The following is a 13,844-nucleotide window of genomic DNA, read 5'->3' on the forward strand; positions in this document are numbered from 1 at the left end:
GCCGGCCCGGTTATTGCGCGGCGAAGGCGGCGTGGATGTGGAGCTTGACCTCGTCCGACACGACCGGCGCATAGGCGCCGACGCCGAAGTCGCTGCGCTTGATCGTCGCGGTGCCGTTGAAGCCGAAGTTGAGCTTCTTGCTCATCGGGTTGGCGCCCGCACCGATGAAGCTCGCGTCGATCGTCACCGGCTTGGTCTGGTCCTTGATCGTCAGATTGCCGGTGATCGTCGCTTTGTTGCCGCCGCGCGGCGTGACGCTGGTCGAGACGAAGCGCGCGGTCGGATATTTGGCGGCGTCGAAGAAGTCGGGCGACTGGAGGTGCTTGGCGAATGGCGCCGCGGTGACGGCGAGGTCGGCGATCTGGAACGTCACGTCGACCTTGGCGGCGGCGGGCTTTGCGGGATCGACGGTGATCGAGCCGCTCGCGGCGCCGAACATGCCCTCGAGGATCGAGAAGCCCATGTGGTTGACCTCCCACGACACCTGCGTGTGCGCGGGATCGACCTGATAGGTGCCGGCCGGCACCTTCGCGGTCGGCTGGCCCGGCTGGCCGGGGGCGGTCGGGATGATCTGGGCGACGGCGGGGACGGCGGCCGTTGCGAGCACGGCGGCGAGGATGAGGCGCATGGGAAGCTCCGAATAGATGTTTCGGAGGTTTAACCACGGGTTTGTGACAATCGGAAGAGGCAAAGCCGAAACGGATCGTTCCAATTTCCATTCCTCCCCCGCAGGAGGAGGTGGCAGCGCGCAACGCTGACGGAGGGGGAGGAAAGGCGGGAGCCTCGTTATCGAAACGTCCCGTATCGTCCCCCTCCACCACGACGCTGAAGCGTGGCGGTCCCCCACCCCCTGGCGGGGGAGGAGCCGTACGACGTCAGTTCTTGTCCTTGTCGACCAGCTTGTTGGCGCCGATCCACGGCATCATCGCGCGCAGTTCGGTGCCGACCTTCTCGATCGGATGCGCGGCGGCCTGCTTGCGCGCCGCCTTCAGCTCGGGCTGGCCGGCGCGGTTGTCGAGGACGAAGTTCTTGACGAAACGGCCCGACTGGATGTCAGCGAGCACGCGCTTCATCTCCTTCTTGGTCTCGTCGGTGATGATCCGCGGGCCGGTGGTAATGTCGCCATATTCGGCGGTGTTGCTGATCGAATAGCGCATGTTGGCGATGCCGCCCTCATAGAGCAGGTCGACGATCAGCTTGGTCTCGTGAAGGCACTCGAAATAGGCCATCTCGGGGGCGTAACCCGCCTCGGTCAGCGTCTCGAAACCCGCCTGGATCAGATGGGTGATGCCGCCGCACAGCACCGCCTGCTCGCCGAACAGGTCGGTCTCGCATTCCTCGCGAAAGTTGGTCTCGATAATCCCCGAACGACCGCCGCCGACGCCGCTGGCATAAGCGAGCGCGACGTCATGCGCGTTGCCGCTGGCGTCCTGATGGATCGCGATCAGGCAGGGCACGCCGCCGCCGCGGACATATTCGCTGCGCACGGTGTGGCCCGGGCCCTTGGGGGCGATCATGATGACGTCGATGTCCGCGGGCGGCTCGATCAGGCCGAAATGCACGTTGAGGCCATGCGCGAAGGCGAGCGCCGTGCCGGGCTTCATGTTGCCCTTGAGGTCCGCGTCCCAGATCGCCGCCTGATGCTCGTCGGGGGCGAGGATCATGACGATGTCGGCCCATTGCGCCGCTTCCTTGTTCGACTTGACCGCGAAGCCGGCATCGATCGCCTTCTTGGCAGTCGCCGACCCCTCGCGCAGCGCGATCGCGACGTCCTTGACGCCCGAATCGCGCAGGTTCTGCGCGTGAGCATGACCCTGGCTTCCGTAGCCGACGATGGCGATCTTCTTGTCGGTGATCAGGTTCAGATCGGCGTCGCGATCGTAATAGACTTTCATGCTTCTTCCTTTCGTCACCGCCGGTGACGGGGTGGTGGGTAAAATTCAGGCCGCCTCGCGGCCGCGCGAAATGGCGACGATGCCGGTGCGGGCGACCTCGATCAGGCCGACCTCGCTCATCAGCTCGACGAACTTGTCGATCTTCTCGATCGAGCCCGTCACCTCGAAGACGAAGCTGGTGGTGGTCGCATCGACCACGCGGGCGCGATAGACGTCGGCGAGGCGCAGCGCCTCGATCCGGTGATCGCCGGTGCCGGCGACCTTGATCAGCGCCAGCTCGCGCTCGACGTGCGCGCCCTGCGCGGTGAGGTCGGTGACCTTGTGGACCGGCACCAGCCGGTCGAGCTGCGCGATGATCTGCTCCATCGTCGCCGGCGAGGCGCTGGTGACGATGGTGATGCGGCTGACCGTCTTGTCGGCGGTGATCTCGCTGACGGTCAGGCTCTCGATATTATAGCCGCGTGCGGTGAACAGGCCGGCGATGCGGGCGAGGATGCCCGGCTCGTTGTCGACGATCACCGCCAGCGTATGGCGTTCGGCAGCTTCGGTCTTGATATGCATCCGCATCGTCACCCCGGCAAAGGCCAGGGTCTCCCTGTTGTATGAGCGCGCGCTTGGGGCACGAAACCCCAGCTTTAGCCGCGGTGACGGTCTGTTCTGGTTTGGTCAGACGAGGGCCTTGGCCTCGTCGTCCATCGTGCCGGACACTTCGTTGGCCTGAAGGATCATGTCGGTATGCGCCGCGCCCGACGGGATCATCGGGAAGCAGTTCGCCAGCTTGGCGACACGGCAGTCGACGATCACCGGCCCGTCATGATCGAGCATCGCCTGGATGCCGTCGTCCAGCTCGCCCATCGTGTCGATGCGGATGCCCTTCCAGCCATAGGCCTCGCCGAGCCTGACGAAATCGGGCAGCGAATCCGAATAGCTTTCGGCATAGCGGCTCTCGTAGGTCAGTTCCTGCCACTGGCGCACCATCCCCATATATTCGTTGTTGAGGATGAAGATCTTGACCGGCAGCCGGTATTGCGAGGCGGTGGCGAGCTCCTGGATGTTCATCTGGATCGAGGCTTCGCCGGCGATATCGATGACCAGGGCATTGGGGTTGCCGAGCTGCGCGCCGATCGCCGCGGGCAGACCGTAGCCCATCGTGCCGAGTCCGCCGCTGGTCAGCCATTTGTTGGGCTTTTCGAAGCCGAAATGCTGTGCGGCCCACATCTGGTGCTGGCCGACCTCGGTGGTGATGATCGGGTCGCGGCGATGCGTCGCCTCCCACAAGGCGCGGACGGCGCGCTGCGGCATGATCGCCTCGCCGCTTTCGGGGAAGCTCAGGCTCTTCTTGGCGCGCCACCCGGCGATCCGGTTCCACCATTCGGCGGTATCGGGCTTGGGATGCTGGCGCGCCTTCCAGATGCGGACCATATCCTCCATCGCGTGGCCGGCATCGGCGATGATCGCGAGATCGACGCGGACGTTCTTGTTCACGCTCGACCGGTCGATATCGATATGGACCTTGCGGCTGTTCGGACTGAACGCGTCGAGCCGGCCGGTGACGCGGTCGTCGAAGCGGCTGCCGATCGCGACGATCAGATCCGCCTGGTTCATCGCCATGTTCGCCTCATAGGTCCCGTGCATGCCGAGCATGCCGAGGAACTGGTCGGACGAGGCGGGGAAACAGCCGAGGCCCATCAGCGTCGACGTCACCGGCGCACCGGTGATCCGCGCCAGTTCGCGCAGCAATTGCGACGCCGCGGGACCCGAATTGATGATCCCGCCGCCGGTGTAGAGGATCGGCCGCTCCGCCGCGGCGAGCATGTCGACGAGCTGCTCGATCTGCGGCTGCGGTGCCTTCACCTGCGGGCGATAGGTCTTGTGCTGGATCGGGCCGGGCTTGCTGTAGCGCGCGGTCGCGACCTGGACGTCCTTGGGGATGTCGACGACGACCGGACCGGGGCGGCCCGAGGTGGCGATATGGAACGCCTCGTGGATCGTCGCGCCGAGCGTCGCCGGGTCCTTGACCAGATAATTGTGCTTGGAACAATGGCGCGTGATGCCGACGGTATCCGCCTCCTGAAAGGCGTCGGTGCCGATCAATGCGGTCGGCACCTGTCCGGTGATGACGACCATCGGGATCGAATCGAGCAACGCGTCGGTGATGCCGGTGACCGCATTGGTCGCGCCGGGACCCGAGGTGACGAGCACGACGCCGGGCTTGCCGGTCGAGCGCGCATAGCCCTCCGCCGCATGCGTCGCCGCCTGCTCGTGGCGGACGAGGATGTGCTTCAGCCGCGCGCCATTCGCATTGGCGCGGAACATCGCGTCATAGATCGGCAAGACCGCCCCACCGGGGTAGCCGAACACGACCTCCACGCCGAGATCGCACAGCGCCTCGACCAGGATGTCTGCTCCGCACTTTTCGCCCACGGTCTGTCTCCAACGTTGCTGTACGGGAATGCTGCGGTGCGGTTAGCCGCCGGTCCGATACGGGTCAACCCTCTTCGCGTAATAAACTTGCTAATGAATAGATTAATTCGTTTGAATCTGTCTCGCGTCGCCAGCTCTCCGGCGGTTGATTACGGAACCAGGTATACTGCCGCTTGGCATATCGGCGCGTGTCGAGCTGTACCTGCGCCACCGCGGCGGGGCGATCGATCGTCCCGGCGAGCAGCGCGGCGATCGGGGGGACGCCGATCGCCCGGCGGATCGGCGCATCGGCCGGAACGTCGTCGCGCGCGAGCAGGGCGGCGACCTCTTCGATCGCGCCGCCGTCGAACATCGCGTGGCACCGCGTGTCGATCCGTTCGAACAAGCGGTCGCGGTCGGGCAGCAGGATGGCGGCGGCGAGCGTGATCGTATCGCCGATCCCGCCGACGCGCTCGTGCTGCCATGCCGCCAGCGGCCGGCCCGTCGATCGCACCACCTCCAACGCACGCGCAACGCGCGCCGTATCCGCCGGGGCGAGGCGGGCGGCTGCGGCCGCATCCTCGCCGGCGAGCAGGCGATGCGCCTCCGCGACGGGCAGCGCGCGCACTGCGATGCGGATCGCCGGATCGATCTCCGGCACCGGCGCGATACCGTCGAGCAGCGTGCGCAGGTACAGGCCGGTGCCGCCGACGAGGATCGGCAGCTTGCCCGCCGCATGCGCCGCGGCGATCGCAGCGCGCGCTTCGGCGGCCCAGCGCGCGGCGGAATAGCCGGCATCGGCGGCGTCGACATGGCCGAATAGCCGGTGCGGTACGCGTGCAGTCTCCTCGGCGCTCGGGCGGGCGGTTAGGACGGCGAGATCGGCATAGACCTGACTTGCGTCGGCGTTGATGACGACGCCGTCGTGCGCCTCGGCAAGCGCGATCGCCGCGGCGGACTTGCCGCTGGCGGTGGGGCCTGCGATGAGCGCGACCCTTGGTTTGGGGTTGGAGACCGGCATGTTCACCGCGACGCTCATAGGCGAAACGCTCGGCGCAGGCGACCTGTCGGTGGCGACCGACCGGCTGGCGGCGGCGGGCTGCGTACCGGGCGCGACGACGTGGCTGGAGCCCGGCGTCGCCGCGGATATCGCCTTCGCCGGCAACGCGGATGCGGCGCGGGGCGCGCTGGAAGGCGTCATCGCCCGCAGCGACGTCATCGTCCAGCCGACCGCGACGCGGCGCAAGGCGCTAATCGTCGCCGACATGGATTCGACGATGATCACCGTCGAGTGCATCGACGAACTCGCCGATTATGCCGGCATCAAGGCAGAGGTAGCGGCGGTGACCGAGGCGGCGATGCGCGGCGAGCTGGACTTCGAGGGGGCGCTCGATGCGCGTGTGGCCTTGCTCGCCGGGCTGGACGAAGCGGTGATCGCGCAATGCCTCGCGGAGCAAGTGCGGATCATGCCGGGGGCGAAGGCGCTGGTCCGTACGATGCGCGCGCAGGGTGCGGCGGCGGTGCTGGTGTCCGGCGGCTTCACCCGGTTCGCGGAACCCGTCGCCGCAGAGATCGGCTTCGATCGCGCGATCGCCAACGTGCTGCTGATCGAGGACGGTCGGCTGACCGGCAACGTCGCCAAGCCGATCGTAGGGTCGGCCACCAAGGAGGACACGTTGCTCGCCTGGATCGCCGAGCGCGGCATCGATCCCGCGCTGTCGCTTGCGGTGGGCGACGGCGCCAACGACCTCGCGATGATCAAGCGGGCGGGGCTGGGTGTGGCCTATCACGCCAAGCCGATCGTCGCCGCGGCAGCCGGCGCGCGGATCGATCATGGCGACCTGTCGACGCTCCTCTATGCGCAGGGGTATCGGCGCGCCGACTGGGTCGACGGATAAAGGCCGCCACGCGGAATTGCGGCGGACCCGACATTCACCATCGTCGGAAGCGAAAGGTCTAAACGACGATCGGGTTCGCGCGGAGGCGCGGAGGACGCAGAGCTGTTACGCTCGCCGCGTCGACGACTTTCTCGCCGAAGCCGGGGGCAAGATCGCGCTGAACCCCATGCGCTACACCTCTGCGTCCTCTGCGCCTCCGCGCGAACCATTCCTCCGTCACCCCGGGCTTGACCCGGGGTCCCGCTTTTTCCCGACAGCAATAAAAAGGACGCAGCGGGACCCCGGATCAAGTCCGGGGTGACGGGCTGAGGGCTGTCGATCGGATCTAAGGCGCGACGACCACGCATGCGACGCCCGCGGTGGCGCACGCCTTCTGCGCCGCCGCCTTCGATGCGAAGCCGCTCGCTTGCAGGCGGATCACGGTGCCGGCCTTGGCATAGACCGGCTGTGCGCCGCCGAGCTTGCCGCGGACCCGCGACCATTGCGTCTGCGCGTTCGCCTGCGTGCTGAAGGCGCCGAGCTGGATCTTCCACGCGCCGCCGGCGGGCGCCGCCGCGGGGCGGGGCGGGGCGGGACGTTTCTCGTGCGGCGCGATGCGATCGGCGACCGGGCGGTCGGGCGACAGGTCCGCGGGGGCCGGCTTCGGGCGCGCCGGCGCCTTCGCCGGGGTGGCAATCGGAACGGTACCGCGGCGGGGGGCGGTGTTCTCGGCCGCCATCATCCCACCGCGGTCGGCGGCGGGCGGCCCGGCGCGCGATTCGGTCGCGTAGCGCTGCGCCAGCGCCGTGCCGCGCTGACGGTCGGCGGGCGTGATATATTGATCCATCTGCGCCAGCGTTTCCGAGGCCGACTTCAGCCCCGCCTGCGACGCCAGCGTCATCAGCGCATAGGCGCGGGGATAGTCGCGGGGCACGCCGTCACCGTTGAACAGCATCGTGCCGAGCACCAACTGGCCGCGCGGCTCGCCGCGCCGCACCGACTTTTCGAGCCAGGGCGCGGCTTCCGCCTTGCGGCCGGCCTGGAACAGCGCGAAGCCGTAATTGTCCTCGGCCTGCGGATGGCCTTGCAGCGCCGCCTTGCGGAACCAGCTTTCCGCCAGCGCCGGATCGAGCGGCACGCCGCGGCCGAGCTTATACGCCTGGCCGAGGTTGAACTGCGCGTCGGCATCGCCCGCGACCGCCGGGCCGCGCCATTGCGCGACCGCGCCGGCGAAGTCGCCGCGGCTCCAGGCATCGACGCCCGCCTTGACCGCCTGCGCCCCGGCCGGTGCGGCACCGGCGAGGCTGGCCAGCAACGCGACCGCGATCCAACCGGTATTCCGCATGCTCGTCACCCTCTTCACCATATCGGTCGCATCATGCCCCGGACCGGCGCGCAGGCAAAGCCACATCGCGCAAAGCGCTACATTAACCGTCCGTTAGCGCTGTCCTGTCAGGTTCGCTTACGGTTTGACGGCACAGATTGAAGGGGGCCTATGCGCGTTCTCGCGATGGCATCGCAAAAGGGTGGTTCGGGCAAGACGACATTGTCCGGGCATCTGGCGGTGCAGGCCCAGATCGCCGGGCATGGCCCCGTGGTCCTCATCGACATCGATCCGCACGGCACGTTGTCCGACTGGTGGGGCGATCGTACCACGGCGTATCCCGCTTTCGCGCAGACCGTCGTGGCGCGGCTCCAGGCGGATCTGGAGATGCTGCGCCAGCAGGGGTTCAAGCTGGTGATGATCGACACGCCGCCGGCGATCACGCTGGCGATCCAGAGCGTCATTGCGGTCGCCGAACTGGTCGTCGTGCCGACGCGGCCGTCGCCGCACGACCTGCGCGCGGTGGGCGCGACCGTCGATCTGTGTCAGCGCGCCGGCAAGCCGCTGATCTTCGTCATCAACGCCGCGACGCCGGATGCGCAGATCAACGCCGACGCCGCGGTGGCGCTGGCGCAGCATGGCAGCGTCGCGCCGGTCACCGTCCACCAGCGCCCCGATTATGCCACGGCGATGATCGACGGCGGCACGGTGATGGAGGCCGATCCCGGCGGCAGGGCGGCGGCGGAGATCGCGCAGCTGTGGAGTTACGTCTCCGGGCGGCTGGAGACGAATTTCCGGCGTACCGTGTTCAGCGTGCCGACGGTGCATGGCGGGGGCTTCGGACCGCGCCCGGCGGCGGGTGGCTTCGGTCGGCGGGTGGTCGGAGCATGAGCGCGGTGATGTCTTCTGCCCCGCGGCTGATCCTGACCTTCGGCCTGTCCGCGCTGGTGCTCGGCGGATCGGTGGTCGGGTGTACCGGCGGCGGCGGGCGGATCGCCGCGGTGAGCGATCGCAACGACGGGATCGTCGCGCGGACCGCGACGCGGCACGCCGAGGAAGCGGCGCGGGCGCTGGCGAAACGCGATCCCGCCACCGCGATCGAACGCGCCGAGGCGGCGGTCGCGCTGGCGCCGCGGAATGCGGACTATCGGATGGTGCTGGGGCAGGCATATCAGCAGGCGGGGCGCTTCGCGTCGGCGCGCGATACCTTCGCCGAGGTGATGGAACTGACGCCGGGCAACGGCAAGGCGGCGCTCAACCTCGCGCTGGCGCAGATCGCCACCGGCGACTGGTCGGCGGCGCAGGCGACGCTGACGCGCAACGCCGCGATCATCCCGGTCGGCGACCTCGGCCTTGCCACCGCGCTCGCCGGCAATCCGGCCGGCGCGATCGCCACACTCAACGCGGCGGCGCGGACGCCGGGCGCGGATGCCAAGGTGCGGCAGAATCTGGCGTTGAGCTATGCGCTCGCCGGGCAATGGGCGATGGCGCGGGTCGCGGCGGCGGCGGATATGTCGCCCGCCGATGTCGACGCGCGGCTGGAGCAATGGGCGGCGTTCGCGCAGCCGCGGGCGGCGTCGGATCAGGTGGCGAGCCTGCTCGGCGTGACCGCGGGGGCCGATGCCGGCCGGCCGGTGGCGCTGGCGCTCAACGCGCCGGTGCCGGTGATGCCGGCGCAGGCGGCGCCCGTGCGGACCGCTGCGGTCGAGACGCCGGTGCCGGCCTCGCCGTTCACGCGGGTGGTGTTCGCGCCGCCGCGCGAGGTGGCGCAGCCGCTGCCGACGATGCTGGTTCGCACCGTCGCCGCGCCGGTGCGGCAGGCGGCGGCGATGCCCGTCCGTACAGCCGAGGCGGGCGAATGGTATGTGCAGATCGGCGCATACAGCAATGTCGCGGTCGCCAAATCGGGCTGGACCGATGCGACGCGGCGCTTCGCGGCGCTGACCGGGCAGCGGCCGACGGGGACGATGGTCGCGGCGGCGCAGGGGTCGCTCTACCGCGTGTCGGTGGGCGGGTTCAGCCGCGCCGAGGCGGACCGGATGTGCGGCCGCTATCGCGCCGAGGGTGGCGCCTGTTTCGTCCGCCGCGAGGCCGGCGACCGGGTCGCGCAATGGCTGCGCGCGCCGGTGCAGGTGGCGGCGCGCTGATCAGACCTCCCGGCCCGCCTTCCACAGCCTGAGCACCCGGCCCTGGACGGGCAGGCCGTCGAACGGCGTGTTGCCTGCCGAGGCGAAGGCCTCGCCGTCGACCTGCCAGGGGGTATCCGCGTCGAACAGCATCAGGTCGGCGGGCTTGCCGACCTCCAGCGTGCCCGTGTCGAGCCCGAGCACCTTCGCCGGATGGACCGAGAGCATCGCCAGCAATCGCTCGAGCGGCAGCACGCCGTCGCGCACCAGCAGCAGCCCGAGCGGCAGCAGCGTCTCCGCCCCCGCCATCCCCGCCGCCGAATCGACGAAGGGCAGGCGCTTCGCCTCCGGTCCGTGCGGGTCGTGGCCCGAGGAGAGGACGTCGATCGTCCCGTCCGCCACCGCGGCGCGTGCCGCCAGCCTGTCGCTCTCGCTGCGCAGCGGCGGCGAAAGGTGGGCGTAGGTGCGGAAGTCGCTCATCGCGATGTCCGACAGATGGAGATGCGCGGGGGTGATGCCGCAGGTGACGCGCACGCCGCGGCGCTTGGAAGCGCGGATCAGGTCGAAGGCGGCGGCGGTGGTCGCCTGGCGGATGTGGAGCCGCGCGCCGCTTTCCTCGGCGAGCATCAGGTCGCGCGCCACCGCCAGCGCCTCGGCCACCGCCGGCGCGGCGGGCAGGCCGTGCCGCGTCGCGGTCTCGCCGTCGGTCGCCACCGCGCCCGCGGTCAGCGCGCCGTCCTCGGCATGCGCGACCACCGCGATGTCGAGGTCGCGGGCATAGGACAGCACGCGCAGCATCACGCCGGTATCGGCGATCCAGCCGCGCCCGGTGCCCACCGCCCGCGCACCGGCCGAGATGCAGATCGCCATCTCCGCCATGTCGGTGCCGGCGAGGCCCTGCGTCGCCGCGGCGATCGGGTGGATCCACAGATCGGGCTTGCCGATCAGCGCCGCGCGCTGGACGATGCCGGGATCGTCGAGCACCGGATTGCCGTCGGGCATCAGCGCGACGCGGACGATTCCGCCCGTGCGGCAGGCATCGCGGTCGACCTTGAACACACCGAGGTCGACGATCCCCGGCGCCAGCACCCGCCCGCCGCAATCGACCGTCACCGCGTCGCCGGGCAGCTCGATCGGGCCGCGCGCGACGATGACGCCGTCGCGGACCAGCAGCCCGCCCGGCGCGACGCCGGCGACGGGGCAGGCGAGCCGCGCGTCGAGGAAGGCGATCGTGCCCGTGCTCATGCCCAGCCCTCCACGCCGCGCGCGCGCCGGGTGAGCACGTCGAGACACGCCATCCGTACCGCCACGCCCATCTCCACCTGTTCGGTGATCGCCGATTGCGGCCCGTCCGCCACCACCGAATCGATCTCCACCCCCCGGTTCATCGGCCCCGGATGCATCACCAGCGCGTCGGGCAGCTTCGCCAGCCGCTCCGGCGTCAGCCCGTAGCGCAGCCGATATTCGCGGCTCGACGGGATATAGCCGCCCGCCATCCGCTCGTTCTGGACGCGCAGCATCATCACCACGTCGGCGCCGACCAGCGCCGCGTCGAAATCGGTGAACGGCGTCACCCCCATCCGCGCGATCCCGGCGGGCATCAGCGTCGACGGCGCGCAGACGCGCACCTCGGCGGCGAGCGCGGTGAGCGCGAGGATGTTCGAGCGCGCGACGCGGCTGTGCAGCACGTCGCCGCAGATCACCACGCGCTGGCCGGCGATCGACCCCTTGCGGCGGCGGATGGTGAGCGCGTCGAGCAGCGCCTGTGTCGGATGTTCGTGGCGACCGTCGCCGGCGTTGAGCACCGGGCAATCGACCTTATCGGCGATCAGCCGCACCGCGCCGCTCGCCATATGGCGGATGACGATCACGTCGGCGCGCATCGCGTTGAGCGTCTGCGCGGTGTCGATCAGCGTCTCGCCCTTCTTCACGCTCGACTGCGCCGCGTGCATGTTGACGACGTCGGCGCCGAGCCGCTTGCCGGCGATCTCGAAGCTCAGCAGCGTGCGCGTGCTATTCTCGAAGAAGGCGTTGATCTGGGTGAGGCCGTCGAGCCGCTTGTCGGGCGCGGCATGGCTGCGGTTCGCCGCGACCCAGCTTTCCGCCTCGTCGAGCAGAAAGGCGATCTCATGCGGCTGGAGCCCGTCGATGCCGGTGAGGTGCCGGTGCGGGAAGACGGCGCCACCCTGGATCAGGGCAGCGGGGCGGTGGTCCGAACGGTTCATCAAGCGCGCCGGTTAGCGCGCAGGCGGGGTGGGGGCAAGCGGGGAGGGAGCCGCCGTCTAATTGTGGCTGGATTGGGGCAACATGGACAAGATGGACACTTGAATGGAAACGATCCGACCCGATCGTTTCTGTTTTGGTGATGATGCGGGTCCACGATGCGAAAGAGCGTTTGGGGTGTAGCAGAGGGGGTGGGGTGTAGGACAGGGGCAGGTCGGCGACTATCTACGGTCAGGCGGCTTGCGCCACCCGTTCGACCTTGATGTCGTCCTGATGCTCCCGCAGCAGCGCCAGATCGTAGGCGAGTTGCATACGCAGCAGCGTATCCGCCTTGATGCCGAACGCTTTCTCGAAGCGCAGCGCCATATCGGGGGACAATCCGCCGTGGCCGTTGAGCAGGTCGCTCAGCCCCTGACGCGATACACCGAGGTGCTCGGCGAGCGCCTTCACGGTGATGCCGTGCGGCTCGACGACTTCGGTCTTGAGCCAGTCGCCAGCGTGCACCGCAAGCGGCGGATGCAGTCTAAGTGCCATGATAATCCTCCAGATCCATGCGCGAGAAGCGGGTTTCCTCTCCCTTGGCTTGCGGCGCCATAATTGTATGGTTGTTCAAGATGCCGGTACAACCGAGCAGAAACAGGAGGCAGTGGAATGATGGGCATGTCGAACCGACTGGTGGCACTCCTTGCCGCTGCCGTGATCGCATCGCCGGTTCTGGCCAAGCCGTCGCAGTTTCCGGCGCCCGTTGGAGTTACTTTGCTGCTCCGCGATCAAGCCATTGGCTGTTATCGGGGGTACAGCTTCTCGACGTCTTCGACCTTGAAGGACGTCGTCCACCATTATGATCGGCAGGCGAGGAAGTCCGGCCTGAACCGTTCCGCGGTTCAGCAACGTCCCGGGTTTCACTTCTCGACCTATAACGATGCGTCCGGATTTTCTTTGAGCGTAGCTGTAAACGCTCAATCGAAGCCGACCACGGCTACCGTCATGTACCGCGAGGGCAAGGGCCCAATCCGCTGCTGATGTTCCTGCCGATCCGCGGAGAAAGGCCGTCGTCGAGAAGAACCTGCCCTGACGAGGCCATTTCGCAAGTCATCAGCGATCTTGACGTATCACCAGCGCATCGATCGGCGCTTGCAGGATGTGCGCCACAGCGGCGGTCGATAGCGCAGCGGTACCGACATTTGAAGAATGGCCGCATCCTTGGTATATACATGGCATATACAATGGAGGTTGCGAGATGGCCGAGCCCGCCCCGAGTCGCGACGTCCGCGAAGCGAAGCTGTTCCGCAACAACCGCAGTCAGGCCGTCCGCATTCCAGCGGAGTTCGAATTTTCCGGCAGTCGTGTCCTGATCCACAAGGAGGGTGATCGTCTCATCATCGAGCCCGAACCCCGGCCCAACCTGCTCGACACGCTTCGATCCCTGTCCCCCCTCGATCCTTCCGATGCGTTTCCCGACGATCTCGACGCGCCGCTGCTGCCGCTCAGGGATATCGATCTGTGAGCCGGACCCGCTATATGCTCGACACCAACATCGTGTCCGATCTGGTGCGCAGCCCTCAAGGCCGGGTCTTCGAACAAGTGGCAGCTCACGGCAGCGAGGCGATGTGCGTCAGCATCATCACCGCGGCCGAGTTGCGCTACGGATGCGCGAAGAAGGGTTCGCCCCGACTGGTCGCACAGGTGGAGGCCATCCTTGCGAGCATCGACATTCTGGCCCTCGATGTCCCCGCCGACGCGGAATATGCGGGTATCCGCGCCGGACTGGAAGCTGCCGGCAAACCGATCGGTCCGAACGACCTTCTGATTGCGGCGCACGCTTACGCCGTCGGCGCAACGTTGGTTACTGGCAACGTCGGGGAATTCCAACGTGTTCGCGGTCTGCGCGTCGAAAACTGGATCGGTTGATCGAGTCGAGCGAAATCGCCTTACCGGGCTCTGATCGTTTTCGGGAAAAGTGGTGCTGCCCGGCGGTACCTATCGCAATGCGCGT

15 protein-coding genes are annotated in these 13,844 nt (G+C 68.2%); 6 read left to right on the top strand and 9 right to left on the bottom strand.

Going from position 1 to position 13,844, the window contains the following annotated elements; translation table 11 throughout:
- Positions 1-10: 10 nt before the first annotated feature.
- The 5 genes from SFC76_RS08380 to miaA form a co-directional block, all read right to left on the bottom strand.
- Positions 11-628: a YceI family protein gene (locus SFC76_RS08380; RefSeq protein WP_322849016.1), complete on the bottom strand. Its 618-nt coding sequence runs from the start codon at positions 626-628 to the stop codon at positions 11-13.
- A 247-nt stretch (positions 629-875) separates the two neighbouring features.
- The gene (gene ilvC, locus SFC76_RS08385) at positions 876-1,895 is read right to left on the bottom strand and encodes a ketol-acid reductoisomerase (RefSeq protein WP_322849017.1); all 1,020 of its coding nucleotides are present in this window, start codon (positions 1,893-1,895) and stop codon (positions 876-878) included.
- A gap of 45 nt (positions 1,896-1,940) precedes the next feature.
- Entirely contained in the window at positions 1,941-2,456 is a 516-nt protein-coding gene (ilvN, locus tag SFC76_RS08390) for an acetolactate synthase small subunit (RefSeq protein WP_322849018.1), read from the bottom strand.
- A gap of 105 nt (positions 2,457-2,561) precedes the next feature.
- Positions 2,562-4,319, bottom strand: a complete 1,758-nt coding sequence (ilvB, locus tag SFC76_RS08395; RefSeq protein ID WP_322849019.1) for a biosynthetic-type acetolactate synthase large subunit — start codon at positions 4,317-4,319, stop codon at positions 2,562-2,564.
- Positions 4,320-4,383: 64 nt separating this feature from the next.
- Positions 4,384-5,337, bottom strand: a complete 954-nt coding sequence (miaA, locus tag SFC76_RS08400; protein WP_322849020.1) for a tRNA (adenosine(37)-N6)-dimethylallyltransferase MiaA — start codon at positions 5,335-5,337, stop codon at positions 4,384-4,386.
- Between miaA and serB the strand changes: the two genes are divergently transcribed.
- A complete protein-coding gene (gene serB / locus SFC76_RS08405; RefSeq protein WP_322849021.1) occupies positions 5,318-6,196 on the top strand; it encodes a phosphoserine phosphatase SerB in 879 nt (292 codons plus the stop codon). The two genes, miaA and serB, sit on opposite strands and share 20 nt — an antisense overlap.
- A gap of 325 nt (positions 6,197-6,521) precedes the next feature.
- Here serB and SFC76_RS08410 read toward each other — a convergent pair whose 3' ends face one another.
- Positions 6,522-7,520, bottom strand: a complete 999-nt coding sequence (locus SFC76_RS08410; protein WP_322849022.1) for an SPOR domain-containing protein — start codon at positions 7,518-7,520, stop codon at positions 6,522-6,524.
- Positions 7,521-7,670: 150 nt separating this feature from the next.
- On the opposite strand from SFC76_RS08410, the gene SFC76_RS08415 reads away from it, so the two are divergent.
- Both SFC76_RS08415 and SFC76_RS08420 read left to right on the top strand, forming a co-directional pair.
- Positions 7,671-8,390, top strand: a complete 720-nt coding sequence (locus SFC76_RS08415) for a ParA family protein (protein WP_322849023.1) — start codon at positions 7,671-7,673, stop codon at positions 8,388-8,390.
- 8 nt (positions 8,391-8,398) lie between these two features.
- Complete coding sequence (locus SFC76_RS08420; protein WP_322849024.1) at positions 8,399-9,646, top strand: tetratricopeptide repeat protein; 1,248 nt, start codon at positions 8,399-8,401, stop codon at positions 9,644-9,646.
- Here the strand turns inward: SFC76_RS08420 and SFC76_RS08425 are convergent, their stop codons facing one another.
- The 3 genes from SFC76_RS08425 to SFC76_RS08435 all read right to left on the bottom strand — a co-directional run bounded on the left by SFC76_RS08425 (position 9,647) and on the right by SFC76_RS08435 (position 12,382).
- Positions 9,647-10,870, bottom strand: a complete 1,224-nt coding sequence (locus tag SFC76_RS08425) for a dihydroorotase (protein WP_322849025.1) — start codon at positions 10,868-10,870, stop codon at positions 9,647-9,649.
- On the bottom strand, positions 10,867-11,850 hold the full coding sequence (locus SFC76_RS08430) for an aspartate carbamoyltransferase catalytic subunit (RefSeq protein ID WP_322849026.1): 984 nt from the start codon (positions 11,848-11,850) through the stop codon (positions 10,867-10,869). Before SFC76_RS08430 ends, SFC76_RS08425 begins: the two co-directional genes overlap by 4 nt.
- Before the next feature lie 229 nt (positions 11,851-12,079).
- Complete coding sequence (locus tag SFC76_RS08435) at positions 12,080-12,382, bottom strand: HigA family addiction module antitoxin (protein WP_322849027.1); 303 nt, start codon at positions 12,380-12,382, stop codon at positions 12,080-12,082.
- 117 nt (positions 12,383-12,499) lie between these two features.
- Here SFC76_RS08435 and SFC76_RS08440 point away from each other — a divergent pair, with 117 nt between their 5' ends.
- The 3 genes from SFC76_RS08440 to SFC76_RS08450 all read left to right on the top strand — a co-directional run bounded on the left by SFC76_RS08440 (position 12,500) and on the right by SFC76_RS08450 (position 13,759).
- The gene (locus tag SFC76_RS08440; RefSeq protein WP_322849028.1) at positions 12,500-12,871 is read left to right on the top strand and encodes a hypothetical protein; all 372 of its coding nucleotides are present in this window, start codon (positions 12,500-12,502) and stop codon (positions 12,869-12,871) included.
- 217 nt (positions 12,872-13,088) lie between these two features.
- Complete coding sequence (locus tag SFC76_RS08445; RefSeq protein ID WP_322849029.1) at positions 13,089-13,355, top strand: antitoxin; 267 nt, start codon at positions 13,089-13,091, stop codon at positions 13,353-13,355.
- Between the two features lie 14 nt (positions 13,356-13,369).
- Complete coding sequence (locus SFC76_RS08450; RefSeq protein WP_322849030.1) at positions 13,370-13,759, top strand: type II toxin-antitoxin system VapC family toxin; 390 nt, start codon at positions 13,370-13,372, stop codon at positions 13,757-13,759.
- The last annotated feature ends 85 nt before the right edge of the window (positions 13,760-13,844 follow it).

Origin of the sequence: Sphingomonas sp. CD22 (assembly GCF_034556155.1) — a bacterium.
Classification (GTDB): domain Bacteria; phylum Pseudomonadota; class Alphaproteobacteria; order Sphingomonadales; family Sphingomonadaceae; genus Sphingomonas.

What these genes read in the sequence shown, in the direction of transcription:
- SFC76_RS08410 (WP_322849022.1), bottom strand. Translation starts at nt 7,520, where the DNA reads ATGCGGAATACCGGTTGGATCGCGGTCGCGTTGCTGGCCAGCCTCGCC.
- SFC76_RS08420 (WP_322849024.1), top strand. Translation starts at nt 8,399, where the DNA reads ATGTCTTCTGCCCCGCGGCTGATCCTGACCTTCGGCCTGTCCGCGCTG.
- SFC76_RS08430 (WP_322849026.1), bottom strand. Translation starts at nt 11,850, where the DNA reads ATGAACCGTTCGGACCACCGCCCCGCTGCCCTGATCCAGGGTGGCGCC.
- miaA (WP_322849020.1), bottom strand. Translation starts at nt 5,337, where the DNA reads ATGAGCGTCGCGGTGAACATGCCGGTCTCCAACCCCAAACCAAGGGTC.
- SFC76_RS08450 (WP_322849030.1), top strand. Translation starts at nt 13,370, where the DNA reads ATGCTCGACACCAACATCGTGTCCGATCTGGTGCGCAGCCCTCAAGGC.
- SFC76_RS08415 (WP_322849023.1), top strand. Translation starts at nt 7,671, where the DNA reads ATGCGCGTTCTCGCGATGGCATCGCAAAAGGGTGGTTCGGGCAAGACG.
- ilvC (WP_322849017.1), bottom strand. Translation starts at nt 1,895, where the DNA reads ATGAAAGTCTATTACGATCGCGACGCCGATCTGAACCTGATCACCGAC.
- SFC76_RS08425 (WP_322849025.1), bottom strand. Translation starts at nt 10,870, where the DNA reads ATGAGCACGGGCACGATCGCCTTCCTCGACGCGCGGCTCGCCTGCCCC.
- SFC76_RS08440 (WP_322849028.1), top strand. Translation starts at nt 12,500, where the DNA reads ATGATGGGCATGTCGAACCGACTGGTGGCACTCCTTGCCGCTGCCGTG.
- SFC76_RS08380 (WP_322849016.1), bottom strand. Translation starts at nt 628, where the DNA reads ATGCGCCTCATCCTCGCCGCCGTGCTCGCAACGGCCGCCGTCCCCGCC.
- SFC76_RS08445 (WP_322849029.1), top strand. Translation starts at nt 13,089, where the DNA reads ATGGCCGAGCCCGCCCCGAGTCGCGACGTCCGCGAAGCGAAGCTGTTC.
- ilvN (WP_322849018.1), bottom strand. Translation starts at nt 2,456, where the DNA reads ATGCATATCAAGACCGAAGCTGCCGAACGCCATACGCTGGCGGTGATC.
- SFC76_RS08435 (WP_322849027.1), bottom strand. Translation starts at nt 12,382, where the DNA reads ATGGCACTTAGACTGCATCCGCCGCTTGCGGTGCACGCTGGCGACTGG.
- serB (WP_322849021.1), top strand. Translation starts at nt 5,318, where the DNA reads ATGTTCACCGCGACGCTCATAGGCGAAACGCTCGGCGCAGGCGACCTG.